The sequence below is a fragment of the Sphingobium sufflavum genome (assembly GCF_021403115.1).
GTDB lineage: Bacteria > Pseudomonadota > Alphaproteobacteria > Sphingomonadales > Sphingomonadaceae > Sphingobium > Sphingobium sufflavum.
Window position 1 is genome coordinate 21,933 of record NZ_JAJSSH010000016.1, and the last position, 24,594, is coordinate 46,526.

At 63.2% G+C, this 24,594-nt stretch carries 20 protein-coding genes; 8 read left to right on the forward strand and 12 right to left on the reverse strand.

From position 1 onward, the window contains the following. Positions 1-303: 303 nt before the first annotated feature. Both LWE61_RS18405 and LWE61_RS18410 read right to left on the reverse strand, forming a co-directional pair. Positions 304-1,650: an HlyD family type I secretion periplasmic adaptor subunit gene (locus tag LWE61_RS18405; RefSeq protein WP_234152110.1), complete on the reverse strand. Its 1,347-nt coding sequence runs from the start codon at positions 1,648-1,650 to the stop codon at positions 304-306. Then, complete coding sequence (locus LWE61_RS18410; RefSeq protein WP_234152111.1) at positions 1,650-3,410, reverse strand: ATP-binding cassette domain-containing protein; 1,761 nt, start codon at positions 3,408-3,410, stop codon at positions 1,650-1,652. The genes LWE61_RS18405 and LWE61_RS18410 overlap by 1 nt, the downstream gene beginning before the upstream one ends. Positions 3,411-3,904: 494 nt before the next feature. On the opposite strand from LWE61_RS18410, the gene LWE61_RS18415 reads away from it, so the two are divergent. Further along, positions 3,905-5,836: a right-handed parallel beta-helix repeat-containing protein gene (locus tag LWE61_RS18415; RefSeq protein WP_234152112.1), complete on the forward strand. Its 1,932-nt coding sequence runs from the start codon at positions 3,905-3,907 to the stop codon at positions 5,834-5,836. 181 nt (positions 5,837-6,017) lie between these two features. Here the strand turns inward: LWE61_RS18415 and LWE61_RS18420 are convergent, their stop codons facing one another. After that, a complete protein-coding gene (locus LWE61_RS18420) occupies positions 6,018-6,551 on the reverse strand; it encodes a calcium-binding protein (RefSeq protein ID WP_234152113.1) in 534 nt (177 codons plus the stop codon). Positions 6,552-7,741: 1,190 nt separating this feature from the next. Here LWE61_RS18420 and LWE61_RS18425 point away from each other — a divergent pair. Further along, complete coding sequence (locus LWE61_RS18425) at positions 7,742-8,425, forward strand: cistern family PEP-CTERM protein (protein ID WP_234152114.1); 684 nt, start codon at positions 7,742-7,744, stop codon at positions 8,423-8,425. Between the two features lie 911 nt (positions 8,426-9,336). Here the strand turns inward: LWE61_RS18425 and LWE61_RS18430 are convergent. The 3 genes from LWE61_RS18430 to LWE61_RS18440 all read right to left on the reverse strand — a co-directional run bounded on the left by LWE61_RS18430 (position 9,337) and on the right by LWE61_RS18440 (position 13,069). Continuing rightward, complete coding sequence (locus LWE61_RS18430; RefSeq protein WP_234152115.1) at positions 9,337-10,425, reverse strand: acyltransferase family protein; 1,089 nt, start codon at positions 10,423-10,425, stop codon at positions 9,337-9,339. 70 nt (positions 10,426-10,495) lie between these two features. Further along, positions 10,496-11,692, reverse strand: coding sequence for a right-handed parallel beta-helix repeat-containing protein (locus LWE61_RS18435; protein WP_234152116.1), 1,197 nt, complete (start codon positions 11,690-11,692; stop codon positions 10,496-10,498). A 54-nt stretch (positions 11,693-11,746) separates the two neighbouring features. Next, positions 11,747-13,069, reverse strand: coding sequence for a lipopolysaccharide biosynthesis protein (locus LWE61_RS18440; RefSeq protein WP_234152117.1), 1,323 nt, complete (start codon positions 13,067-13,069; stop codon positions 11,747-11,749). Between the two features lie 141 nt (positions 13,070-13,210). Between LWE61_RS18440 and LWE61_RS18445 the strand changes: the two genes are divergently transcribed. From LWE61_RS18445 to LWE61_RS18470, 6 genes are all read left to right on the forward strand, one after another. Beyond that, positions 13,211-13,450: an XrtV sorting system accessory protein gene (locus LWE61_RS18445; protein WP_234152118.1), complete on the forward strand. Its 240-nt coding sequence runs from the start codon at positions 13,211-13,213 to the stop codon at positions 13,448-13,450. Positions 13,451-13,462: 12 nt separating this feature from the next. Then, positions 13,463-14,635, forward strand: a complete 1,173-nt coding sequence (locus LWE61_RS18450; protein WP_234152119.1) for an acyltransferase family protein — start codon at positions 13,463-13,465, stop codon at positions 14,633-14,635. A gap of 147 nt (positions 14,636-14,782) precedes the next feature. Continuing rightward, a complete protein-coding gene (locus tag LWE61_RS18455; RefSeq protein WP_234152120.1) occupies positions 14,783-16,135 on the forward strand; it encodes an ATP-binding protein in 1,353 nt (450 codons plus the stop codon). 277 nt (positions 16,136-16,412) lie between these two features. Further along, positions 16,413-16,916, forward strand: coding sequence for an FxDxF family PEP-CTERM protein (locus LWE61_RS18460; protein ID WP_234152121.1), 504 nt, complete (start codon positions 16,413-16,415; stop codon positions 16,914-16,916). Positions 16,917-17,080: 164 nt separating this feature from the next. Beyond that, positions 17,081-17,956, forward strand: a complete 876-nt coding sequence (locus LWE61_RS18465; RefSeq protein WP_267961904.1) for a glycosyltransferase — start codon at positions 17,081-17,083, stop codon at positions 17,954-17,956. 20 nt (positions 17,957-17,976) lie between these two features. Beyond that, positions 17,977-18,894 carry a glycosyltransferase gene (locus LWE61_RS18470; RefSeq protein WP_234152123.1) on the forward strand — a complete coding sequence of 306 codons (918 nt, stop codon included), beginning with the start codon at positions 17,977-17,979 and terminating at the stop codon, positions 18,892-18,894. A 204-nt stretch (positions 18,895-19,098) separates the two neighbouring features. On the opposite strand, the gene LWE61_RS20850 is transcribed toward LWE61_RS18470, so the two are convergent. The 6 genes from LWE61_RS20850 to LWE61_RS18500 form a co-directional block, all read right to left on the reverse strand. Then, on the reverse strand, positions 19,099-19,716 hold the full coding sequence (locus tag LWE61_RS20850; protein WP_234152124.1) for a CatB-related O-acetyltransferase: 618 nt from the start codon (positions 19,714-19,716) through the stop codon (positions 19,099-19,101). A gap of 347 nt (positions 19,717-20,063) precedes the next feature. Further along, positions 20,064-20,762 (reverse strand): exosortase-associated protein EpsI, V-type, encoded by a 699-nt coding sequence (gene epsI, locus LWE61_RS18480; RefSeq protein WP_234152125.1) that lies wholly within the window; start codon positions 20,760-20,762, stop codon positions 20,064-20,066. After that, the gene (gene xrtV, locus LWE61_RS18485) at positions 20,759-21,670 is read right to left on the reverse strand and encodes an exosortase V (RefSeq protein WP_234152126.1); all 912 of its coding nucleotides are present in this window, start codon (positions 21,668-21,670) and stop codon (positions 20,759-20,761) included. Before xrtV ends, epsI begins: the two co-directional genes overlap by 4 nt. A 10-nt stretch (positions 21,671-21,680) precedes the next feature. Continuing rightward, the gene (locus tag LWE61_RS18490) at positions 21,681-22,409 is read right to left on the reverse strand and encodes a CpsD/CapB family tyrosine-protein kinase (RefSeq protein WP_234152127.1); all 729 of its coding nucleotides are present in this window, start codon (positions 22,407-22,409) and stop codon (positions 21,681-21,683) included. Next, the gene (locus LWE61_RS18495) at positions 22,406-23,749 is read right to left on the reverse strand and encodes a GumC family protein (protein ID WP_234152128.1); all 1,344 of its coding nucleotides are present in this window, start codon (positions 23,747-23,749) and stop codon (positions 22,406-22,408) included. The genes LWE61_RS18490 and LWE61_RS18495 overlap by 4 nt, the downstream gene beginning before the upstream one ends. Before the next feature lie 14 nt (positions 23,750-23,763). Beyond that, positions 23,764-24,570, reverse strand: a complete 807-nt coding sequence (locus tag LWE61_RS18500; RefSeq protein ID WP_234152129.1) for a polysaccharide biosynthesis/export family protein — start codon at positions 24,568-24,570, stop codon at positions 23,764-23,766. Positions 24,571-24,594: the final 24 nt, after the last annotated feature.

Here is a 24,594-nt window from a genome sequence, read left to right on the forward strand (position 1 = left end):
ATTTCGGCACGGAGCCAGCGTGGGTTTCCTTTGCCGCAGCCGGTTCCTGTGCAGATGATACCACAGCCGCGGACATCCCGCCGCAATAAGCAACCGTCGCGGCCGCGGTTCGCCGCCCGCTACCCGCAAAAGCCGATCCGTCACCCATGATCCGGCCAACTCTCCGCCAGCAGAAGCGGGATTGCGGCCATAGATCGCAACGGGCCACCCGGTCGCCCTGCCCCGCCCGCCGATCCCGGCAGCGCGGGCTGACTCATCCTCGCGGCCAATCAACCCTCGCTACAAACCCACACTCCCGACCGATCAATCCTCGCGGAAGGCGCGGTTGAACTGGTCGCGGATGGGCTTGGTGAGGTAGGAGAGGAGCGAGCGTTCGCTGGTCTGGATGAAGACCTCCACCGGCATGCCCGGCACGAGCTTGAGATTGCCCAGCTTCTTGCGCGCGGCGTCGGTCACTTCGACCTGCACCTTGTAATAGCTCTCGCCGGTGCGTTCATTGTTCACCCGCTCGGCGGAGACGACGGTGACATTGCCTTCCACTTCCGGCGTGATGCGCGACGAGAAGGCGGAGAAGCGCAGCGACGCTCGCTGGCCCGCGCTGACCTGGTCGATGTCCATCGGGCTGATCTTCGCCTCGACGGTCAGCGGGTCATGGGTGGGCACGATCTCCAATATCGTCTCCAGCGGCGGCACGATGCCGCCGACGGTGGAATAGGCGAGCTTGGCCACGACGCCGTCATAGGGCGCACGCACCAGACTGCGGTCGAACGTGTCCTGCGCGGTGGCGGACCGGATGGTCTGCTCGCTGAGACGGGCCTGAACCTCGACCAGTTCCGCGCCCGCGCGGCTGCGCGCGTCCTGCACCAGTTGCAGGCCGGACTGGCGGATTTCGGCGATGCGGGCGCGCGCCTGCGCGATCTGGCTGCCAAAGGATGCGACCTGACCCTCCAGATCCACGGCGGTGCGTTCAATCTGGTTCAGCCGGTTGATCGTCACCAACTGGCGGTCGCGCAGGGAGCGCAGGCCCTCAAGCTCCGGCTTGACCAGTTCATTCTGGCGACGGACCGCCGCCATTTCCGCCTGAAGCGAGGCAATCTGCTGCTCCGTCTGGCGAACCCGCTCATTGCTCTGCTGGATCGCGCTGGCCTGAAGCTGGCGCTGCAACTGGAACATGCTGCTCGCCTGCTGCATCGCGGCCTGCTTGGCGGGGGTGGGGTCGGTGGTCAGCGACGCGGGAAAGCTGATCGCCGCTGCGCCGTCACGTTCGGCGGTCAGGCGGGCGGCGGTCGCCGCCATCTGCTCCGCCGAGCCGCTGGCGGCCGACGCGCTGATCCCGGACACGCCATTTTCCAGCCGCATCAGCACCTGCCCACGCTTTACCCGCTGCCCTTCGGAGGTCAGCAGTTCCGCGATCACGCCGCCGCTGGGATGGGCGATCTTCTTGACCCGCGTCTCCACCGTGACTTCGCCGACGCCGATGATGGCGCCGCGCGTGCCGGTGAAGGCGGCCATGGCGAGGATACCGGCGAAGAACAGGCCGATCACGATCAGCCCATGGCGATAGCTGCGTTGCAGCGCGGCGTGCGGATCTTCCAAGATCGGCTCGACGGCACGGTTCTCGTCAATGACGGCGGGTGTCCGGTAGCTCATCATTTCGAATCCGTCTGTTCGATGGTGCCATTGGCGTCTTCTGGGGCGGACGCTGGATCGGGCGCAGGGTTCTCCTGAATCCGGCGACGTCCGGCGATGCGGTCCAGAACCGCCTGTTTCCCGCCAAAATCGGTGGCCGTGCCGTCCCTGATGAACAGCACATGGGTTGCGATTTCCAGCAGGGCGCGGGCATTGCCGGCGAGGACGACGATGGCGCCGCGCGCCTTCGCCTGCTCGACCGCAAGGATGAAGTCCTGCTCCGCCGCCTTGTCCGCATGGGCGGTCGGCTCGTCGAACACCAGCAGGAAGGGGTTGCGGAAGAGCGCCCGCGACAGGCCGAGGCGCTGCGCCTGCGACAGGGACAGGTGGCGGCCGGGGGTATTATAGCCCTCCGGCAGGCGCACGAAGCTGTCATGCGCGTTCGCGGCGGTGGCCGCCGCGACGATTTCCTCCGCCGTGGCCTCGCCATGGAAGCGGGCGATATTCTCCGCCACGGAACCGGGCATCAGGTCGATGCCCTGCGGCAGATAGCCGATATGCGCGCCGAGCTGGTCCGTGTCCCACTGGTCCAGCGCCGCGCCGTCCAGCCGCACCTTGCCGGACACCAGCGGTTGTGCGCCGACCAGACCGGCGAGCAGGATGGATTTGCCCGCACCGGCGGGGCCGAGCACCACCAGTATGTCGCCCGCGGCTAGTGCGAAATTGATGTTGAAGACGGTCGGCCGCTTCTGCCCGGCGGGGGCGACGGCAATCCCCTCCACCTCCAGCCGCGCGACCGGGGCGGGCAGGGCGATGGACACCGACTGCGGATGCACGGAGGAGAGGATGGTGTCGATCCGGGTCCAGGCCTGCCGCGCGTTGATGATGACCTGGGCGTTGCGCACCGTCTCGACGATGGGGCGCAGCGCCAGCAGCGTGACGACGACCGACGCGATCAGCACGCCACCGCTGGCATGGCCGGTGATCGAGAGCCAGGCGGCGAGTATGCCGACCAGCAGATAGCCGATGGTCTGGAGCGCCTGCGCCTCCAGCAGGATGCGCTCCTGCCGTCCCTGCGCCTGGAAGACGCGGCGGCGGATGGCCGAATTGACGGTGGACCATGCGGCGATGATGCGGCTGCTCATGCCCAGCGAACGGATGACCGGCGCGGTGTTGTTGCGCGCCTCGATCAGGCTGTGGCGACGGGCATAGAGCGGCACCATTTCGCGCAGCGGCGTGGGCAGGAAGGCCATGGCGCGCGACAGGATGACCAGCATGACGATGGCGGTGACGGCCAGCGCCAGCCCCAGCCACCAGTGCAGGATTGTCACGAAGACGAGCAGGACGGGAATCGCGAGGATGTCGATCGCGGTCGCCGCGCTGCCCGATGCGAACAGGTGGAGGATCGCGTCGAGGTCGCGGCCGGACTGATGCCCTTCGCCGCTGGGGTTATGCGCCTTCTCGCCCAGCCGGCCCGTCGCCTCCTCCAGCCGGGGAGCGATGTGCGAGACGATGAACTCCGCCGCGTTCATCATCAACCGCTGGCGCAGGGAGCGGAAGACGGCGTTGAAGCCCAGCATCATGAGCATGAACAGGCCGAGGCCAAGGAGAGTCGATCCGCTCCGCCCCGGCATGGCGACATCCACCACCAGCAGCAGGAACATGCCGATCGTCAAAGGGTGCAAGGCGACCAGAAAGGATAGAATCGACACGGGCGCGATGGTCCGCCGTGCATCACGCACCGCCGAACGCATTTCCTCACTCTGGGTCGGTAATTTCATATAGCCCCGAATGGGAGTGCACCGACGAGTCGTCGGACATATTCCCTATATTTGATGTCATCCACAATCCTGCAGCGCAGCGATACAGCCAAACAGCATACGGTACTAGCGCAGTGTCATCCGAATCGCTTCGTTCCGCCGTTTTGTCATAGAGTGTTGTTACCGAAAATTTTCTTACTCAGTCGCACGGTCATGCGGGGGCCATGCAGCGGACAGCCGAGGGGGCGGGGTATCTGATGCGATCCTGATAAGCGGCGCAATAGTAGGGCAAACGACGAAAAAGCTAATAAGATCCAGTCGTTTCGAATTCGAAAGTAAACATCCTATTCTCTGAGAATAGCCAGTTAGTAACTTGCATCTTAACCAACGGTGTAAGCGCAGGGGCAATGCGACAGGCATATTACCGAGGGCAACGGTAATGCCCCGGGTCGCACATCCGGGTTGGGCGGGAGATTTTCGTGTCTACCTATAATGTAAAAACAACTGACGCTCTTTTGAGCGCGCTTAAGAACGCCAAGAACGGCGACGTCATCAAGCTTGCGGAGGGTGAATATTCCGCAGTCAACATCAAGAATATCGACATTCCGGGCAATGTGACGATCACGTCGGCCAATGCCAAGAACCCGGCGGTGTTCACCGATCTGGCCGTCCGCAACAGCAGCGGCCTGACGTTCAGCAACATCGAATTTTCGGAGAAGGTCGCAGGCCGCGACAATGGCTTTCTCGTGCTCGGCTCCTCCGACATCCATTTCGACAAGCTGGACGTGCACGGGCTGGCCAATCTGGGCAGCGGCAAGGAATCCGCGCTGATGCTGATCCGCAACAGCAGCGATATTTCCGTGACCAATTCCGAGTTCAGCAACGGCCAGCATGGTCTGGGCCTGCTGGACAATGACGGCGTGACCGTCACCGGCAATTCCTTCCACGACCTGCGCACGGATGGCGTGCGCGGCGGCGGCACGTCCAACCTCGTCATCGACGGCAACATGTTCACCGACTTCTATCCCGGCGAGGGCGACCACCCCGACGCGATCCAGTTGTGGACGACGAACACCAATCGTACCGCCGAGAACATCACTATCACCAACAACCTCATCACGCGCGGCGATGGCGAACCGGTGCAGGGCATCTTCCTGCGCGACCAGCTTGGCGTGCTGCCCTATGAGAATGTGACGATCACCGGCAACATGGTGGTCGGCGGCATGTACAATGGCATCGCGGTGAACGGCGTCAACGGCGGCGTCATCGCCAACAACACCGTGCTGGGCGTGGATGGCCAAAAGAGCTGGATCCGCACCGACGCCGCATCCGATTTCGCGGTCAAGAGCAACCTGTCGACCAGCTATATGCTGGCCGCGGGGCAGACGGGATCGACCGCGAACAAGGTGGCGCTGGACCCGCTGGACGGCGGCGCGGGGGCGGTGTTCACATGGCTGACCGCAAAGGGCGGCCTGGCGGCGGCAGCGGGCGCCTCTGTCGGGGCGATCATGTCCGCGCTCAAGCTCAACCTCAACGCCTCCTCCTTCATCCCGGACGCCGATCGCATCACGACGATCAACGGCACCTGGGCGAACGACCAGTTGAAGGTCGCGGCGATCGGCAACAGCAAGATCGTGGCGGGCGCGGGCGACGATGTGATTACCGGCGGCGGCGCGGACGGCAGCAAGCACAGCTTGTATGGCGGGGCCGGGGACGATAAATATCTGATCCGCTCCTCCGGCGACAAGGTGATCGAACTGGCGAACGGGGGCACCGACATCGTGTCCACGCGGATCAGCTACTCGCTGACCGAGCATGTCGAGGATCTGCGCCTGGAAGTGGGCGGACTGGTGGGCGAAGGCAATGGGCTGGCCAACCGGATCACCGGCTCCTCCGGCGAGGATGAAGTCTATGGCCTGGGCGGCGACGATATCATCCAGACCGGCGAGGGCGACGACTATCTGAACGGTGGCGACGGCAATGACACGCTGCGTGGCGACGGGGGCAACGACACGCTCGACGGTGGCGCGGGCAGTGACACATTGCTGGGCGGGACCGGCGACGACCTGCTCTATGGCGGTGGGGGTGCGGATATATTGGAAGGCGGCGCGGGCGCGGACAAGTTGTTCGGTGGCGCGGGCGCGGACCAGTTCCGTTTTCGGCAGGACGATCTCCAGTCGGACAAGATCGACATGATCATGGACTTCGCACGGGGGACCGACAGGATCAGCCTGTCGTTGGCCGACGCCAACATCAACACCAGCGCCAATGATGCGTTCAAGTTTATCGGCACCAAGGCGTTCAGCCATGTCGCGGGCCAGTTGCGCTACGACGTGGTGAACGGCAGCGCCCATGTCTATGGCGACCTGAACGGGGATGGCGTGAAGGATTTTGAGCTGGTCATCAACAAGGTTGCGACCCTGGCGGCCACCGACTTCATCTTATGATGCCCGCCGTTCGCTGATGCGCCCTGTCTGGGGACTGGGTCAGCGGAATGTCGGATAAAAAACAAGGGGCGGCATCACTGCCGCCCCTTGTTTATGTTTGTGTTGGTCCGCGTCCGCTCCCGAAGGAGGGACTGGCTCACACGGAACCTGTGCAGGCGGCAATCATGCCGCCTGCGGCAGATCAGGCGAAGGTGCCGATGTGCAGAGCGCTGGCGCCGCCGGTGATGTACAGTGTTTCCGTCGCGCCGCCGATCTCGATCGTCAGCAGGGCAACGTCGACATTGCCCTTCTGGGTCAGCGTAGCGCGGCTGCCGAGCTGGCTGACGATGGCCGCGAGGCCGCTCCACGACGAGATGATCGCGTCGCCGTCGCCGTTGATGGCGTTCACGTTGCCCACCACGTCGCTGAAGCTTCCTGCACCGAAGTTGCTGAGAACCAGCGTGTCGCCCTCGGAGAAGTCGAGGTCGTACAGATAGTCGATGTCGCTCGAGCCTTCGACGGTCGAACCGTTGATGCGGAACTGGTCAGCGCCGTCGCCACCGAAATACTTGTCGTCGCCGGCGCCGCCGTCGAGGATGTCGTCGTAACGACCGCCGCGCAGGTTGTCCGCACCGCCACCGCCGAAGAGAACCGTGCCGTCAACATCGTTCGTCGCGCGGACGTCGCCACCAGCGTTACCATTCGAGGCATAAGCCTTGCCGTCTGTAGAAGCCATGATTTTTTCCTTAATTGATGAAGTGAGACGAACTACGGCGCCCTAGGGAATTTTTCTTTATTTAACGGGTTTTTAACATGATTGATTGCCACGGGCAAATGCAAAAATGCTTAAATGGAAACTTTGGAGTTAACTGTCTGTCTTCACCAAGTCCTCCGCCAAGCTTTTGAAATTGCACGGGGTTAATGGCCGTTGAGGAGGAGAGATAATGCTGATGTTTTGCTGCGACAACGGTTTTAACCCTCTCTCCCTGCTCTTCGCGCTAGTCGCTCGAAAATGCCTAGGGATAAGGCGGAATGCGGCAAAAGGTTCCATTGGGGCGATGGATGAAGTCGTACAGAGGGCGGAAAACTGTCCCGTTCCGGGTCAAGTCTCTGAAAAATGAACATTTTTAAGTCATAAATTGGGATTTTATAGTTAAGATCCATATTTTCAAATATTGAACCGTTAATCTATGTAAAATTCCATAAAGTCATGAATAGTTTTTCAAATGGAATTTTTTATGGTTGCAAAACAGGTGGATGGATATTTTTAGTTCGTCGTTGTTTTTGCCCGGACTGCCCCAATTTCGTGGACATGTCCTCAATCTCCAATGGTTGATTTTGGACTGTTTTGATCGCGATGATAGCGCGAGGGTGGCTGCGGCCCATCTGCATTTGGGAACGGCGGGTTCCTGCCGATCCGGTAGGAGGCTTTCCTGTCCACGCGCATGGAGCCGTGCGGTGGCTGGCGGAGGCAGGCAGGGGCGGAGGGGCGGTGCCCGCCTGTGGCGGCCGAGTCGTTTCCGCAATGGCGATGAGGTGAGACATGCCGGGTCGGGGTGAGGCGCGCGCCTGTGCCGCTATCCGTTGCGGTGACAACCGGACTTGTGGGGCACGACAGGGTCAGCGCGGGCGATGCGGCCCGGCCGACTTAAAGTGTTGCTTTTGAACTGTTCATACCCGTCGGACGCCGTCGGAGCATTGCGGCAATAGAAGAGGAGGGGGCTTTAGAGCCGCCTGCGCCCTGTACCGATACGGTACAATATTGGTGACCTGCTGCGGCGCGGCGACTTTTCGCAATTGCAGAAATTCCGCTCCAATGGTAATTCTTAACCACTTCGCGATTCCTCCAGCCCCCGGTTTTGGAGGATTGTGCGGATGTCCCGTCATCATTGGTTGCGTTCGTAGGAAACCGTCATGCGTCAGTTCATGAAAATACTGTTGGCGTGCCTGTTTGGGACCGCTTTTGCGGCATCGGCGCAAGCAGCCGTGGTGATCCACGACTATAATGTCGGGCGGGTCATCACCGTCCAGTATCGCGGCTACATCGACAATGATCATGGCGGCAAATATCTGACCCCGCTGATTACCGCCTTGCAGACCATCACTTTCACGGGTGTGTCCAACGGCGGCAAGACCTATAATTTCAGCGTTTCGACCAGCAACACGTCGAGCGTGTCTTCGCTGCTGCGCTCGTTCGCCTTCGATGTGGAAACCGCTAAGTTCAAGTCCGCGAGCGCGACCGGCAAGTTCAAGCAGGTCTATTATAACACCGCCTATCCGCTGAACAGCGGCACCCGCGACGTCTGCTTCACCGTGACGAGCGCGTCCTGCACCACGCATGACGGCGGCCTGGCCAAGGGGACGACGGCGACCAGCACGTTCAGCCTGACCTTCAAGGTCGCGCCGGTGAAGGTGGCGCTGGATGACTTTGTGGCAAAGTTGCACACGCTCAATCCGCGCATCGACGGCGAGACCTATTCGATCGCCTATGGCACGGCGAGCACCGCGACGCCGGAAACCGCAACTTGGGTGATGATGCTGCTGGGCTTTGGCGCCGTGGGCGGCGCGATGCGTCGGCGGCGCGAACTGTCCCCGTTGCAGATTGCCTGACGCGGGCTGGCCCTGATCGGGATCGGTTGGGGCTTCCATCATCGTGACGCACAGGAGCGCGGGGCTGGCACCGGCGCTCTTTTCTTTTTGGCGGGATGCGGAGGCTGGTGGGTGACCCGACGCATCGGTGGCGAGTTGTGTGGATGGGAGGCTTCGGCCCGCTCATGGCGTAGCGATTGAGCGTCGAATGGCTGGAACTTTGGCCGCAACCGTCATGAAGCATCGGCGTGAGCGGGAGGCCAGCGGTTTAGAGCGTGATGACGTTAGATTGACCCGCCTCGTCATTGCTTCGCTGCACTCGCCATGACGATTCACGGAAAAGCCATCACGCCCTAGAGTGTTTTCGATGCTGACTGTTGATGGTCAACGTCTCGGAAAATGCGGCATCACGGGATAGGGGCGTTCTCGCTTTGTGCGGAAGCGCGCAAGGTCGTGCGGATGTGTAGAGGACAGGACCAACTCAGGGCGGCGGTCGAGAGCAGCGCAGAGCCATCCTCGACCGGCTGCCAGCTATGCGCTTGAGGGATGATGCGACCATTGCCCCGGCTGTTGGGCGATCCGCTGGGCAGTGCGCGGTGCGTGGCTGGGTCTCGCATGGAGTGATGATCGGTCGACGCCCTGCATCGCGAGGGAGGTGACGCGCAGGACATGGGATACTCGTCAGGATGCGTGGGCGATCCGTTGTCCCTGTATGAGGGAAGTCATCGCAGCGCGGACCTGTCGGATGCCGACTGTCCGCAGCATGGCGCATCCTGCGCAATCCATGGCTTTATCCAGCGCGTGCGGGACAGGCGGGCGGTTGTGGCCCCAGAGCATGGTCCGATCAATCTGGATCGGACCATGCCCTATTCGTCTTGTGATGGGCCGCATTTTTCGAGGCAGCCGAGGCGCACTCTGCTGCGAAAATGCCTTTAATGGACGGCGACGGTCGCCGGCTGGCGCTTCATCCTGCGGATCAGGCCCATCGCGGGCTTTTCGATGAAATGCCAGGACAGGGCGGCCAGCGGCAGGGTGAGGGTCGCGTTGGCGAGGGCCAGCAGGCGGCTGTCCGCGATCAGGCCGCTCTGCACGAGCAGCATCATGACCGGGAAGGCATAGAGATACATGCCATAGCTATAGTCGGGCCACTTGCCCGACAGGCTGCGCTTTTGCGAGGTCAGGAAGGCGCAGCACAGCACCGCATAGCCGGTGAAGAGCGTGGCCGCATGGACGTTCACCTGCCAATGCGCCTCCGCCACCGTCGCCGCGAAGAGGAGGGCGCAGATCCACCAGTTGAGCACCAGCCGCTCCCGCACCAGATAGGCGGCGATACCGAGCGCGAACATGCTCCACAGCCGGTCGAACATGGCGAGGTTGAAGGTGACGCCTTGCCCCAGATGGCTGGCGATCCAGTCCTGCACGCCGGGGATGCGCCACAGGATGGTGGTGGCGAGGGTGAGCGGCAGGATTAGCCGCCCCATCAGCGCGGGGCGCGTCAGGCCGAGCAGGGCGAGGACGCCCAGCACGATGTAGCAGCGCACCTCCCACGGGATGGTCCATAGCGAGCCGTTGACGTTGCACAGCGCGCCGTCGCACATCACCCCGGTCAGGCTGTATTTCGCCGTGAGCAACGACATGTTGCCGACGAGGAAGCGGAACGTCTCCCCCAGCCAATAGGCGGTGCCGGACGCCTGCGAGAAATAGGCCCCGATCACGGCGGTCAGCGTGACGCATGTCGCGAGCGCGGGCCAGATGCGCAGCAGGCGGCGCAGGGCATATTGGACGACCGAACTGCGGCGCGCGAGGCTGGCGTAGACCAGAAAACCGCTCATGAAGAAAAAGCCGTTCACGGCGAAGGCGGAAACAGGCTGGGTGCCCAGCAGCCGGGAAAATTCATCCTGCCCACTGACATGATGCACCGCCCAATAGCTGTGCGTCCAGATCACGGCCGACGCCAGTATCAGGCGCGTGATGCCGATATTGTTGTTTTCCGCCTTAAGGTCCGAGTCGCGAAGAATCATGGCATGATATACGCGCGCGGAGCGCGGCCTTTCTCATATCCGTTCAGGCCGGATGTCGATGGATGGTGCATCATCGTTCGTTCTCGATCGATGCGGCTTCGGTGAGGATGCGGGCCTGTATGCCATTGTCGGCCACGCGGCGGCCCGGCTTGCGGTCCAGCCATTGCGCGAGGCGCTGCCCCAGATGCCGGGTGCCATCCTGCGAGACGCGATTGTCCGTCATGGTGAGGGCGGTGTTGCCCTGCATCGTAAACTGCGACGTGCGGTTGCCCTGCACGACGGCATCCGATGCGTTCTGGAGCCGTATCCACGACTTCCACGGCGCCATGGCGATCACGTCATTGTCCGTCACTCGCGCCTTGTTGACGCCGATGATCGTGATGCCGTGATAGACGCCGCCGATGACCATATTGCCGCTGACTTCCAGATTTTCGAAGGGCAGGACATTATGGGTGTCGCGGATGAAGATGCCCTGGATCGGGCCGCCCTTGCCGCGGGAGATGAGGTTGTCGCGGATCACTATGTTGCGGCCCGGTTCCTTCTGGTTGGTCGACCAGAGCTGGATGCCATCGGCATGATCCGCCTTTGCCGGGGAAAAGTCGGTGATCGTGTTGCCCGCGATCAGCAGGTCGGAAAGGCCGCCGCCGCGCACGCCATCCGTCCGCATCTGGGCGATCTGGTTGTTGGTGACTTCCACCTTATTATTGTCCAGCAGGCTGATCGCGTGCTGGAGGTTCCGGAAGCGCGACCCGGTGACGGTGAATTCATCGGTCAGGCGGACGAACAGGCCGAGGATCTTGCTATCCTCCAGCGGGCCGTCCGGGCCGGTGATGCTGATGTCCGACAGGGTGATGCGGCGCGACTTCGCGACATAGAAGATGGAGGGCGAGGCCGTGGGCGGCGCCGTGACCGCAAAGGCGAGGTTGCGGAAATGCAGCCCCTCCGACTGAAGGACGTTCATGCCGGAGAGGCGGGCCGGGCGAGCTGCGTCGGCGGACTCGATGATGACGGTGCCGGACTTGATGATGTTCTTGAGCGCGATGTCGGGGTAGGTGCCCGCCATCAGGCGAATGACCGAACCGTCACCGGCGGTGGTCAGCGCCTGAACCAGTTGCTGCCCCGACGATACCGTCACGTCGACCTTGCGCCCCGGACCGATGCCGGCGGCCGATCCCGCCTGCCCCAGATAGTGCATCGCGGGCACGGCCAGCGCCGCCAGAGCGAAGAGCGGCAGGGCGATCATCCCCAATTTGGTCGACGGCTTCATGACCATGTCCTTCAATCTAAAGGTGGACCCCCACATATCGCGCCGGGAAATAGCTTAGTCTTCCTGAACGGGCCGTGGCCTGACCTTCCCGGTCATTACGTTGATGCCCAGCAGTTTCCAAACAGAATACATGCTGAAGGCATTTCGCGAAACCAGCACCAGCGTCACCGAAAGCGAAATTCCCGCCAGACCGAAATAATAGCCAGCAACAGGCGCGGCGACCAATATGGCCAGCGTGCCGATCACCGTCTGGGCGAGCTGGATGCGTTCATGGCCGGTCATGGCCATGACGAGGCCGGACGGGCCGAACATGGCATAGGCTGCCTGCCCGAAAATCGCGATCTGGAGGACGATTTCCGCAGGGGCGAAATCCTCCCGCACATGGATCAGGATGGGCTGGGCGAAATAGGACAGGACCAGCGCGATCGGCAGGACGATGATGATGGACAGCCGCGTCGCGGTGCGCGCGATGCGGCCGATGGCGTGCAAGTCCTTGCGGGCATAGGCGGCGCTGATCTGGGGTGAGAAGAGGCTGAACATCGCCATGCTGACGATGCTGAGCGCGTTGCCGATCTGGAGCGCCACGCGGTAGCGCCCGGCCTCCTCGATCCCGAACAGGGCCGATGCGGTGGCCAGCGCATACCAGTCCGCGATGTTCAGGAAGATGGCCACGCCCCACAACGGCACCGCGACCCGGAATATCGCCTTGATCGGCGGCGAATCGGGATGGCGGCCGGGCTTTGCCAGAAACCAGCAGGCCGCGAGGGCGAGCAGGCCGATGATGACCCCGCTGATGGCGGTCGCGATCAGCACCTGCGACGCATTGGTAAAGTCCGAGAACTGGATCTGGACGAGGACGACGGCGGGGATGAGCAGCACTTCCACCGCCTGCCCCCAGGAATAGGCCTTTTGCGAGCGGAGCAGCGCCCCCGCGATCCGGGTCAGCACGCGCGACAGCATGATGGCGATCAGCGCGGCGAGGGCGCCCTGCGGCGCTTCCCCCTGGAACAGCACGGCCACGCCATGATTCTGCGCGAAAATGGCGATCATGATGACCAGCGCTACCAGCGCGGAGGAATAGAGGGTGATTTCGAGGATCAGCGCGCGCTGCAATGCAACACCGTGCGACAGCGCGGCGGAGCACAGGCGCACGATCGCGAGGTCCAGCCCGCCGACCGCCAGAACCGACAGGAACAGGGCCGACTGGGTGATGACCGAATATTGGCCGATGGCGGTCGCGCCCATCTTGTGGCCCAGCGCCAGCGTGATGGCGAAACCGGCGACAAGCGAGAGGCCGCGAATCCCGATGGAGACCAGCGGCTGGATCTTTTCCCTCAGCTTTATCGTGCCTCGATATTTTTGAACCAGCTGTAGCAAAAGGTCGTCCTTCTCTGTGTCGACGATGCTATGAAATCGGAGAATTCGGCCATATAGCATCGTTGATAATTGGCAACATGGTCGCCCGATGGCAAAATGGGCGTGCTATGTCAGGCCGACGGTTGGGGCAAAAGAATCGATATGGAAACTATCTTTGACTGGGTGTCGGTGCTTGCCTTTTCAGGGCTGATCGTCCTGTTTTTAAACCGTTCCGCCATGGATAACCCGCCGGACAGGCTGTTCCACTATCTGCCCCCCGCGGTCGGTTTCGCCGTGGTGAACTATTTGGGGAACGATGGGCATGAGGTAGCGGCATGGCTTATCTTCGTGTCTATTCTTGTCTATATCTGGCTTATTCTTAAGCCTTTTAAAAAAAGTTAGGGGCGCGTGGCAGTGAACGCTGAAGGGGGCATCGCGGCGCAGGTCGGCCCCATCGGGGCTGGCCCGGCCAGTTTCGGTGCGGCCGGTGCAGGTCAGGCCGGTGCAGGTCAGGCCGGGCAGGGTGCAGCGCGGCAAAGTGGTTCTTCGAGAATCATCTCCCTCGAAATCGGTCGGGGACTGGCGGCTCTGGCCGTGGTCGTGTTTCACGCCAATTCCAGCGCCAGGCATTATGGCGGCCCCAGTTTCGAATGGCTGTCCGTTCTGGAGCATGGCGTCGATTTCTTCTTCGTTCTGTCCGGCTTCATCATCTACACCGCCTGTATTGCCGATTTTGGGCATGCCGACCGCATCTGGCTCTATGCCAAGAAGCGGTTCGTCCGCCTGTTTCCCGTGCTGTGGCTGGTGGTGCTGGGCTATGCGGCGATCCGGTCGCAGGGGGCGGGGGCGCCCGACCCCAATCAACTGCTGCGATCCCTGCTGCCCTATCCCTCGCTGGAGCCGACCCTGCCGCTGGTGGTGTGGACGCTGCGCCATGAACTCATCTTCTACGCAGCCTTTCCGCTGGTCATCGCCTGGCCGCGTCTGGGCGGGATCGTCATGGCGGGCTGGGCGCTGGCCTGTCTGGGACAACTGGTCGCCAGCGTCGCGGGACAGCCGGTCACGGGCGTCGCGTCGCTGTTCCTGTCCAGCTTCACGCTCGATTTCATGATGGGTATGCTGGCGGCCCGCTATTGCCATCGCGATACGTCGGGGCCGCAGAAGTTCCCGTTGCTGCTGGGCTGCGGGGTGCTGGCCATCGCGCTGATAACCACCCATGTCTTCGATCTCGACCGGTTGCAGTTCAGCGATTATGTCACGCCGGTCGCGACGGTGTGGACCCTGATCCTGGGGATGGCCTTCACGCTGGTCGTCTATGGGCTGGTCAAGGCAAGGGTCAGCAATCACGGGGAGGGGCGGGCGCTGCGTTTCCTGACCCTGCTGGGTTCCGCATCCTATGCCCTCTATCTGGTGCATACCCCGGCCAACGCCATCCTCCAGCGGATCGCCGTCCATCTGCCCGCCCCCGTGCTGGCGGTGGGAGGGGGGCATCTGTTCCTGATCCTGGGCGGGACGGCGGCGGGGATCGCGCTGCACCTCTGGCTGGAATTGCCGCTAACACGCTGGCTGCGCAAACATCTGCTGTAACGCCGTGCCGAATAGTCGCCCGCAAAGCTTCGGATACTTCTGTCGGCGGCAAGTTTTTGAGAAATGTTTCACTATATGCGCCTATACGGGCGTCGTTGGCGGACGAGTCATTGGAAAGGTCTTGTGGTGAATTGGTTCAGGAATCTGGTGTCCGTCAAAAAACGGCACAGCGATGCGGACGGCGATACCTCCACCGACCTGCGTTTTCGCAAGACGCCGCGCGCCGCCGTCGAGCCTAGCGGTCCGTTGCCGCGCTTCCAGGGATCGGGCGCGGACCAGACCCATGGCGTCCATGGCTCGCCGCTCCAGCGGATGCGGATGCGGATGCGGCAGGCGTTCACCCCGTCGCAGCCGGTCTTCAACCCCAGCATGTTCGCCGGCCGCAACGAGGTGCTCACCGCCCTGATCCGCGCGATCGAGGATCAGCGCCTGCACGTCGTTACCTATGGTGAGCGCGGCATCGGCAAGACGTCGCTGATGCACATATTGTCGCGGCTGGCGCGGGAAGCGCGCTATGTCGTGCGCTATGCCTCGTGCGGCGAGGAGACAGAGTTCAGCGACATGTTCCGCGCCATCGTGCGCGACATTCCGCTGCTCTATCACGCTGATTTCGCGCCGACGTCGGACGCCAGCGAGGAAGGCCGCTCGCTCGCCGACCTGTTGCCGGAGGGGACGTTCAACGTGCCCCAGTTGACCGATGTGCTGGCCAAGATTTCCGGCACGCACGTCCTGCTGATCCTCGACGAGTTCGACCGCGCCCATTCGCCCGCCTTCCGCCGTTCCATCGCTGAACTCATCAAGAATCTGTCGGACCGTTCCGCGCGCGTCCAGCTGGTGATCGCGGGCGTCGCGGGGAACCTGACCGAACTGATCGAACATATCCCGTCGATCCGGCGCAATATCATGGGGCTGCAAGTGCCCAACATGACGCAGGGCGAAATCGAACAGCTCGTCCATAATGCCGAAACCGTCTGCGGCATGAAGTTCACGGACGAGGAAATCGGTTTTATCAACCTGGTGTCCTATGGTTCGCCCTATATCGCCAACCTGATCGGCCAGCATGCGGGCCTGAACGCCATCGACCGCGGTGACACGGTCGTGGCGGTCAAGGACATCATTCTGGCGGTGCATCAGGCGGTGGAGGAAATCCGCCACCGCGTGACCGCCAAGAGCGTGCATTTCGTGACGGAGGCGGAGACGTTCGTGCCAAGCGACACGCTGGGCCTGCTCGCCCGTTCCGCCCTCTACAATGGCGGCCGGCTGGACATTGCGCGGCTGGAGGGATTGCTGCGCGACCTTGGCGGGTCGGAGGCTTTCCTGCGTAACCTATCGGAAAAAACCGGGCTGGTGGGGCCGATTCCGTACGATCCGGCCGGTGCCTATTCCTTCAACGAGGAGGGCGTTCCCGTCTATCTGTGGATGCGCCAGATGGCGCGTTGGCTGGATAGCGCCAGCCCGAATCTCCAGAGTCTGCAACGCTCGATCAGCCAGTGTGATTGATTCGCATCCGCGACAGCGGCGGGGGATGCTGCATCGCGTCAAGGTTTCGGTTTGTCCCAAAATAGGATGGTTTCATCGACGGTGGTGAAGAGATGCCCGTTGTTGTTGAGCCGTAATTTAGCGTTTCCGGGGGTCTGGAAGGGTTACGGCGAAGTGAACATGGTGGGTTATCAAAAGATTTAGTTGTTGCGCCGCGACACGAATCCACTGTAAAGAAACCCTCGTACGAAGGTTTTCAGGTGCGCTCTTCTCGGCGCGATCGAAAAGGGGTTTGGTTATGACTTTTAAGTCTAAGCTCAGTGGTTTGGCACTGGTAGCTGCCGCTGCAGTCGCGCCGCAGGTGGCGAGCGCCGCTACCGTTGTGAATTTCTCGGCCACGCCGGGCGCCGGTGGCGCGACCGTCAGCTTCACCAACACGTTCACGTTTAGCGTGCCGTCCGCCGGTTATGTGTCGCTGACCCTGTCGTCGACCGACACGGGCAACCTCACCAACGTCAACTTCAACTCCACCTATGTGAAGCTGAATGGCGTGACGGTTCCGATCCTGTCGCGCGGCGTCAACGAACTCCGCCAGATCCTGCTGCTGCCCGTTTCGGCCGGCACGCAGACCCTGCTGGTTCGCGGTTCCTCGCAGCTGAACGGCGTCTACAACGGCACCTTCTCCTTCTCGGTTCCGGAAGCTCAGACCTGGGCCATGCTGATCGTCGGCTTCATGGGCGTTGGCGCCGTGATGCGCCGCCGCAAGGCTGCCCCCCAGAATGTTCAGGTCAGCTACGCCTGATTATCGATTTTTAAGTATCGAGTTATAAGAACGGCCGTCTGGTAAGGACGGCCGTTTTTTTGTCTGTCGGGAATGTCTCCCATGACTATAGGCTCCGATGTGGGCATGGAATGGTGCCGGGCCGTCCGGGCCGGTTCATCGGACACTTGATTTGAGGGAAGATGATGGCGACCGTGAAGCTTTCGGTGGTTATCCCACATTATAATGATCTCGCCGCGCTGGACATCTGTCTGAAGGCGCTGGCGGTGCAGACCCTTCCGGCGGATCAGTTCGAAATCATCGTCTCCGACAACAACAGCGCCGTGGGACCGGACGCGGTCGCCGCCGCAATCGCGGGGCGCGCGCGCATGGTGGTGCAGATGGTGCCGGGTGCGGGGCCTGCCCGCAACGCGGGGGTCGAGGCGTCGACCGGTGAGATACTGGCCTTCATCGATTCCGATTGCGTGGCGGAACCGCAATGGCTGGAGGAGGGGCTGGCGGGCCTGTCCGACTATGATTTCGTGGGCGGCAAGGTGAATGTCCTTGTCGAGCCGGGCCGGGTGCTGACCGGATCGGAAGCGTTCGAGGCGGTCTTCGCCTTCGACAATGAAAGCTACGTCAAGCGCAAGGGCTTCACCGGGTCGGGCAACCTGTTCTGTCCACGCGCCATCTTCGACAAGGTTGGCGGTTTCGCGGCGGGCGTGTCGGAGGATATGGACTGGTCGCATCGCGCCAGCGCGCTGGGCTATCGGCTGGGCTATCGGGCGGATGCGGCCATCGGCCATCCCGCACGGGGAAGCTGGAGCGCGCTGGTGCGAAAGTGGCGGCGGCTCAACCGTGAAACCTATGGCCTGTTGCGCCAGCGTCCTCTGGGCCGTCTGCGATGGATCGGCCGCACCTGGCTGTTGCCGGTGTCGGTGATCGTCCACCTGCCGAAGATCTGGAAAAGCCCCGCGCTCTCCACCCTGTCGGAACGGGTCGCGGCGTCGGTCTGCCTCGTCAAGATCCGATTCTGGCGACTGCTGGACGCCCATCAACTGGCGCTGGGCCTGAGCAAGTGACGGCAGGACCGCAGGGCCATGTGTCCATATGCATCGTGGCCTATAATAATTGCGACGACATTCTGGACTGTTGCCGGGCCTTGTCGGCGCAGACCTATAACCATGCCGACATCGTCATATGCGAAAATGGCGGGGCGGCGAGTTTCGAGCGGCTGAAGGCGGCGGTGGCGACCTTGCCGGACTCGCCGCTGCCGATCACCGTCCTGCTGGCCCCCGGCAACATCGGCTATGCGGGCGGCGTGAACCTGTGCATCGCGGCGCGGCCGCAGTCGGACTATTGGTGGGTGCTCAATCCCGACACGGCGCCCCGTGCGGAGGCGCTGGGCGCGATGGTCGAGCGGCTTGGCCGGGGCGATGTGGAGGCGGTGGGCAGTGTCCTGCTGCTGGCCGATGACCGGGTGCAGAGCCTGGGCGGCCGCTGGCGTCCCTGGCTGGCCCGGTGCGAGTCGATCGGCTTTGGCTCCGCCTGGCCCAGCGCCCATGATTTCGCGCATGTCGAGGCGCAGGTGAATTTCATCAGTGGGGCCTCCATGCTGGCCACCCGCCGGTTCGTGGAACAGGCCGGACTGATGCGGGAGGATTATTTCCTCTATTGCGAGGAAGTCGAATGGGCCTTGCGCGCGCAGAAGCGGGGCCTGAAACTGGGCGTCGCGCCCGGCTCCATCGTGGTGCATGGGCAGGGGGGCACGACCGGATCGGGCGCGCCGGTGAAGGTGCGGCCCAAGCTGCCCATCTACCTCGACGAACGCAACAAGATGAACATGGTGCATGACACCGCCCCATGGCAGCTGCTGGTGGCGGGGCCTGCGGCGCTGGGGTTGTTGACGATGCGCTATCTGGCGCGGGGAGCGTGGCGGCAGTGGCTCTATGCTCTGGACGGCTGGGTGGCGGGTATCTGTAACCGGCGCGGGCAGCCCGGCTGGCTGGGCCGGAAATAGGCGCTCAGGCCGGGGCTGGCGGGGGGCGGGTTTTGGGGCCTGTGCCCGTTCGCATCTGCGGTATGGGGCATCGACCGAAAGGCGATGATGAGCCGATGAGGCGGGGAGCCAGTGGTTTCCCCCATGGGTGGATGTGCGGGGACTAGCCGGTCTGCCTGTGGTTAGAGGCTTTTGCCATTAACGGGACTTGCCGACCAGCGAGTGTTACTTACCGCCTTCTCTGGCCCATATTTCAAGGGCCGCCACGGTGGGATGAAGCAGCAGGTCGGGATTGCGCAGCCATAGGGCGCGCAGGTCCGCCGCGTCCCGTTCCCACCAGCGGCTGGCCTCGATGGCGTGGATCATGGCGGGGTCGAAGCGGTCGCGGATCTTGCGCGCCGGATTGCCCGCGACGATGGTGTAGGGCGCGACATCATGGGTCACGATGGCCCCGGCGCCCACCACCGCGCCCCGGCCGATGGCCTTGCAGCCGGGCAGCAGCACCGCATAGCTGCCGATCCAGACGTCATCCTCGATCACCAGCGGCGTGTCCCAGTGAATATCCTGGTCGACGACGCCAAAGGCGCGCTCATACAGGGCGGGATGGGTGGTCAGCGCGTCCATCGGATGGTTGATCGGCGCGGACCGGACGGTGTTGGCGATGGAGCAATAGCGCCCCACCCGCAGCGGGCCGGGCATGCGCCATTGGTCGAAACAGCCATAGCTGTAATAGCCGACATCAATGCGGAAGTGATCGCGGAAATAGGCGCGCAGCCGGTCATTGCGATACTGGGTCCGGCTCCACCATTTGATGCGGAGCTTTTCGATGAGGGATGCCAGCATCGGGGGACAGGCTCCTGTTTTCATGACATCGGGTTGAACGAGCCGTCATTGCGAGGGCGATGGTGGACCCGCAACGCTGCCATGGATGGCTTCGTTACACTCGCCATGACGATGTTGTTACTGTCATACTTCGGCGGGGCGATAGTCAATGCTGGATGATCGACGGGGGACGGAAGCAAAGAGAGCGCGGGTTCGGATGAGCGTCGTCCAGCGGGGGGAAGACGCCCCCGCGATGCTATCGGGTGGTGGCGATTCCGTCTTCGATCCCAATGCCTGTTGCGTACCGCGGCCTTGCGCCAGCCATTCGACCGCTCCCGTTGAGGGGAACGACGCGGCCCCGCCTGCGCTCAGGCCGCGTCGATCAGTCGGGCGCGATCCGTGCCGATCAGGGCCATGCGATCCGCCGGTTTCATGGACAGCACCATGTCGATCAGAAATTGCGACAGGGTGGCATAATCCGGCTGCTTGTCCTGCCGCAGGATCGAGGCGCGGATCAGCGCGCCGTCGCACACCAGCCCCTTGAGCGAGGCGCGCAGACGGTCGGTCCGCTGTTCGCCGGCGGTCTGGGGCAGATATTCGCCCAGGCGCGTCCAATAGACGATGTCCTCTATCCGGTCGCCGCCGCCCGCGGTCAGTTCGACGCCCGGGATGGGCCGGGCGGCCGGAAGCGGGATGTTGGTGAAGGCACGGGCCGAGATGTTGAGGCCGATGGCCGGATAGCAGCTTTCGGGCCGATGGAGCTGGAGCACGTCGCTCTGCGCCGCGCCATAGGCGATCAGCAGCATGATCGCGCCGCGACCGCTGCTGTGCTGGTAGGTGCGCGTGACGATGTCGCTGTAGAGGCGGCTGGCGAGGCTGCCCTCGCTGGTGGGGACGATGATGTCGCCGCCATCCTCCGCCGACCATTGGGCGAAGCTTTTGGGCACGATGTCTCCCAGCTTCTTGCTACCCAGCAGGGAGACATGGGTGCGCGGGCGCAGCGCCTCCGCCGAGCCGAGCGCGGCGATGCAGGCACCGCCGAACAGGAGGCCGCGTCGGTCGATCATGCCGGTTGCTCCGCCGTGGGATGAGACACGGCCTGTTTCGTGCGGTTGAGCACCCAGTCCAGCAGGAACATGAGGAGCAGGCCGACGACGAAGATCATGATGCCGGTGGTCGAATGCAGGAAGCCCTGCGCCACCGAATCGCCGAAATAATAGGTGATGAGGATCAGGATCATGACGCGGATGATGTTGGTGACGATCGCGATGGGCAGCACGGCCAGCGCCAGCACGATGATCCGCCGCCAATGGGGATGCACCCGGTCGTTCACATGGATGATGTAGATGTAGAAGAGGGTGATCGCGGTCAGGCCCATGATGGAATGCATCCCGGAGCAGGCATCCTCGACCAGAAGCTGATATTGGGCGATGAAGATCGCGACGCCCTGCCGCACGATGGGATAGCCGAACAGGGTCAGCAGGCCGGTGCTGGTGAAGGACACGAACTCCCGCAGCGGTGCGGTGATCTGGTCGATGATCCAGCCGGGGGGCGGGATGAGGAAGCCGAGATAGATCAGCGGCCAGATCGCGATCTTCAAACCCGACCAGCCGACGAGATTATAGATCAGGATGATCGTGGCGAAATAGAGTCCCGCCGTCTCGATGCTGATGAAGTCGAACGCCCGCCCGAAAATATAGAGGGGCAGCGCCACCACCAGCCCGGCGACGATCACCAGCGTGCGGGGAGGCAACTGGTGCGCGCGCATCTGCGGGAATTTCCGGCTCAGCAACCACAGGCCGGTCGCGAGGACCAGCGGGCCATGGTTGCCGGACTCCAGTTGCCAGGCCGACTGGGCCAGCGCGATGATCGTCGGAATGGCGAGGATCGCCAGACCGAGCAACGATGGCCAGTGTTGGACAAGGACAGGGGCCGTGGGGAGCCATTTGCCCGGCGCAGCTGCGTTGGCGTCCATGAGGTTCCGGTCAGAAGCTGTTGAGATAGGTGCCGATGATCTTCACCCGATCGTTGGTGAATTCGTCGACCAGCGTCTTCAGGTCGGACATGAAGGTCACGTCGCGGCGCGAGATAAGCATGGCATATTTCACGACCAGCGCGATGCGGCGCGCATCGGACGAGCCATTGCTGGGCGGCGTGTCGATGATCGTGATGTCGAAGTCGCGCAGGCAGTCCTCGACGGTGATCTTGAACGAATCGCTGGCCAGCAACATCTGCGGATCGTCGGCCTGCCCGCCGGCATAAACGATCGACAGATTGGGCAGGACATTCTGCTGGATGGCGTCGCCGATCCGCAGATTGGGGTCCATCAGACAGTGTTGCAGGCCAATCACCGGCGCGGAGGGCCGGATATAGTCCTCCAGGCTGGGATCGCGCATGTTCGCGTCGATCAGCAATGTCTTCATCCCCGCCTGCGCGAAGGACGCCGCCAGATTGGCCGACACATAGCTGGTGCCGACACCGGCGGAGGGCGAACTGATCGCCAGCGCCCGCCGTCCGTCACGGATATGCTGCGCCAGCAGATGGGTGCGCAGGGCGCCGATGGACTCCGACTTCGCATGGCGCGGGTCGGTGTAGGCGCACAGCAGGTCGGAAACCTCATAGTCGATCCGGTCCCGGACGGCGGTTTCAGCCGCCGCCCCGGTGTTGGCCGCGTCAGCGACGGTCTGCGCAGGGGTGTCTATACCATCGCTCATTCTGTCGTACGCCCAAACTTGAAGGTGGAGAAACCAAGCCGCGTCCAGATGCTGCTGGATTGCGTGTTCGGCGTCGTGGCCATGGCGCCGAGGGTCGGCACGCCGAGCAGGGCGAGATCCTCTGCGCCCCGGACGCGGCGGTTGACCAGTTCCACGATCAGCGACGTCAGGATGCCGATGACGAAGCCCAGGATGAGGGAGCCGGCGATAATGAGGGGCTTGTTGGGGAAGACCGGGTCTTCCGGCGCAATCGCGCTGCCCAGCAGGGTGAGGCCGGATTCGTTGGATTCCGACTGCTGCGACAGTTCGGCGGCGCGGGATGCCGTCTGCTTGAACTGGGCCTGGAGGACGGTCACGTCGGTCGCGAGCCGCTGTGCCTCCGCCACCTTGCCGCGCTGTTCCAGAACCTTGACGGTCTGGGCGGACAGCATGCCGCTGATCGAGGGGCCGCTGGCTGCGGGCCGGGATGCGGCGCGGGCGGCGGCCAGTTCACGGCCCACCGAGGCGGCGACCGCCGAACGCTGTTGCCGCAGGTTGACGAGGTCGGGATGGTTCGGGCCGAGCGTCTGGGACAGCGAGCCGATCTGCGCGTCGATCTGCGCCAGCACGGCGGACGAGGGCGACGATGCCGCAGGCGCGGCGGCCACGGCGGACGCGGGGGCAGGGGCCGACGACGCCAGGGCGCGCAGCTTGGCCATTTCGGTGTCGGTCGTCTCGTCCTGGAGGACGATGCCATTGGCCTTTTCAAAGGCGCTCTTGCGCTGTTCGGCGCTGGCGAGCTGGGACCGCAGCTTGTTGGTCTGATTGCGGAACCACTGGGCGTTGCGGCCCGCGCTTTCACGCCGGAACGCGATGCTCTGGTCCAGATAGGACTGGCGAATGACATCCGCCACGCGCCGCGCCGTTTCCGGCGAGGAAGAGGCGTAGCTGATTTCGAGGATGTTGCTGCCCTCGATCAGCGTGGCATTGGTGTTGAGGATGACCTGCTGCGCCAGCCAGCGCCGGAAATCGACGCTCTCGTCGCCGGTCCGCTCCGCATAGGCCTGCACCAGTTGCGGGGTGCTGGTCCAGCCCAGCGAGTCCACCACCTTGCCCGCGACGCGATAGTCGCGGATCAGTTCGATCTGCGTCTTCACATAGGCGCGGACGAAGGGGGAGGCGATGATCTCGCCCGACACGGGATCGGGCTTGACGATGTCGAGGATCAGCCGTGTCTTGGCCTCATAGCGAGGCGAGACGATCTTGACGAACAGCAAGGCTCCCGCCAGGCACGCCAATGTGGCGACCAGGGTGATGGCACGACGTGCCCACAGGATCCTGAAAAACTGAATGAAGCTCATTGCTGCGCCATCCCTTAGAAGAAGCGTTCGCCAACGACGACGACGTCGTCGGCCTGGATGGCGGCCAGTGGCTTGAGGCCACGCAGTTCCTTGCCATCACGATAGACCTTGATCCGGCCGTTGGAGCCGAGGCTGGTCAAGCCACCACCACGGGCCAGAGCCTTCAGCACGGTCATGCCCTTGCCCAGCGGATAGACGCCGGGGGCGTTGACCTGTCCCTGGATGGAGAAGGTTTCGGCCTGCGGCACGAACAGCTTGTCGCCGGGGTTGACCACGGGATCCTGTGCAGGGCCGCCGGTCGCCGATCCTTCAAAGCTGAGCGGGATGCGCTCGCCGCTGGCGCGGACCAGCTCAAGGTTGTCCGATCCGGTCGGCTTGATACCGCCGACGCGGGCGATGATTTCCGACACGCGATAGGCGCGGTCGATGGACAGCAGGCCGGGCGTGCCGACCTCGCCCAGCACCGTGACATAGCGGCTGGAATAGGTGGCGACCGCGACGTTCACGATGGGATCGGCGTAATAGCCGCCCTTCTTGAGCGCGGCGCGAACATCGTCACGCAATTGGATCACGGTCTTGTTGGCGGCGGGAACGGTGCCGAGGAAGGGCAACTGGATGGTGCCGTCGCTCTGCACCTGCACGCGGGGCTTGAATTCGTCGCGGCCCAGCACCGTCACCTCGACAAGGTCGCCGGTGCCGAGGACATAGCCCTCGCTCATCGACACCGCGGGGGCGGGCGGCTGGCCCTGTGCGGCGGCCAGCGTGGGATGCATCATGGCCGCCATGACGGACAGGATGCAAAACAGGATGCGTCTTACCATTGCATTTGCCCCTTTCACTGGACG

What these genes read in the sequence shown, in the direction of transcription:
- LWE61_RS18405 (WP_234152110.1), bottom strand. Translation starts at nt 1,650, where the DNA reads ATGAGCTACCGGACACCCGCCGTCATTGACGAGAACCGTGCCGTCGAG.
- LWE61_RS18410 (WP_234152111.1), bottom strand. Translation starts at nt 3,410, where the DNA reads ATGAAATTACCGACCCAGAGTGAGGAAATGCGTTCGGCGGTGCGTGAT.
- LWE61_RS18420 (WP_234152113.1), bottom strand. Translation starts at nt 6,551, where the DNA reads ATGGCTTCTACAGACGGCAAGGCTTATGCCTCGAATGGTAACGCTGGT.
- LWE61_RS18425 (WP_234152114.1), top strand. Translation starts at nt 7,742, where the DNA reads ATGAAAATACTGTTGGCGTGCCTGTTTGGGACCGCTTTTGCGGCATCG.
- LWE61_RS18430 (WP_234152115.1), bottom strand. Translation starts at nt 10,425, where the DNA reads ATGATTCTTCGCGACTCGGACCTTAAGGCGGAAAACAACAATATCGGC.
- LWE61_RS18435 (WP_234152116.1), bottom strand. Translation starts at nt 11,692, where the DNA reads ATGAAGCCGTCGACCAAATTGGGGATGATCGCCCTGCCGCTCTTCGCT.
- LWE61_RS18445 (WP_234152118.1), top strand. Translation starts at nt 13,211, where the DNA reads ATGGAAACTATCTTTGACTGGGTGTCGGTGCTTGCCTTTTCAGGGCTG.
- LWE61_RS18460 (WP_234152121.1), top strand. Translation starts at nt 16,413, where the DNA reads ATGACTTTTAAGTCTAAGCTCAGTGGTTTGGCACTGGTAGCTGCCGCT.
- LWE61_RS18465 (WP_267961904.1), top strand. Translation starts at nt 17,081, where the DNA reads ATGGCGACCGTGAAGCTTTCGGTGGTTATCCCACATTATAATGATCTC.
- LWE61_RS20850 (WP_234152124.1), bottom strand. Translation starts at nt 19,716, where the DNA reads ATGCTGGCATCCCTCATCGAAAAGCTCCGCATCAAATGGTGGAGCCGG.
- epsI (WP_234152125.1), bottom strand. Translation starts at nt 20,762, where the DNA reads ATGATCGACCGACGCGGCCTCCTGTTCGGCGGTGCCTGCATCGCCGCG.
- xrtV (WP_234152126.1), bottom strand. Translation starts at nt 21,670, where the DNA reads ATGGACGCCAACGCAGCTGCGCCGGGCAAATGGCTCCCCACGGCCCCT.
- LWE61_RS18490 (WP_234152127.1), bottom strand. Translation starts at nt 22,409, where the DNA reads ATGAGCGATGGTATAGACACCCCTGCGCAGACCGTCGCTGACGCGGCC.
- LWE61_RS18495 (WP_234152128.1), bottom strand. Translation starts at nt 23,749, where the DNA reads ATGAGCTTCATTCAGTTTTTCAGGATCCTGTGGGCACGTCGTGCCATC.
- LWE61_RS18500 (WP_234152129.1), bottom strand. Translation starts at nt 24,570, where the DNA reads ATGGTAAGACGCATCCTGTTTTGCATCCTGTCCGTCATGGCGGCCATG.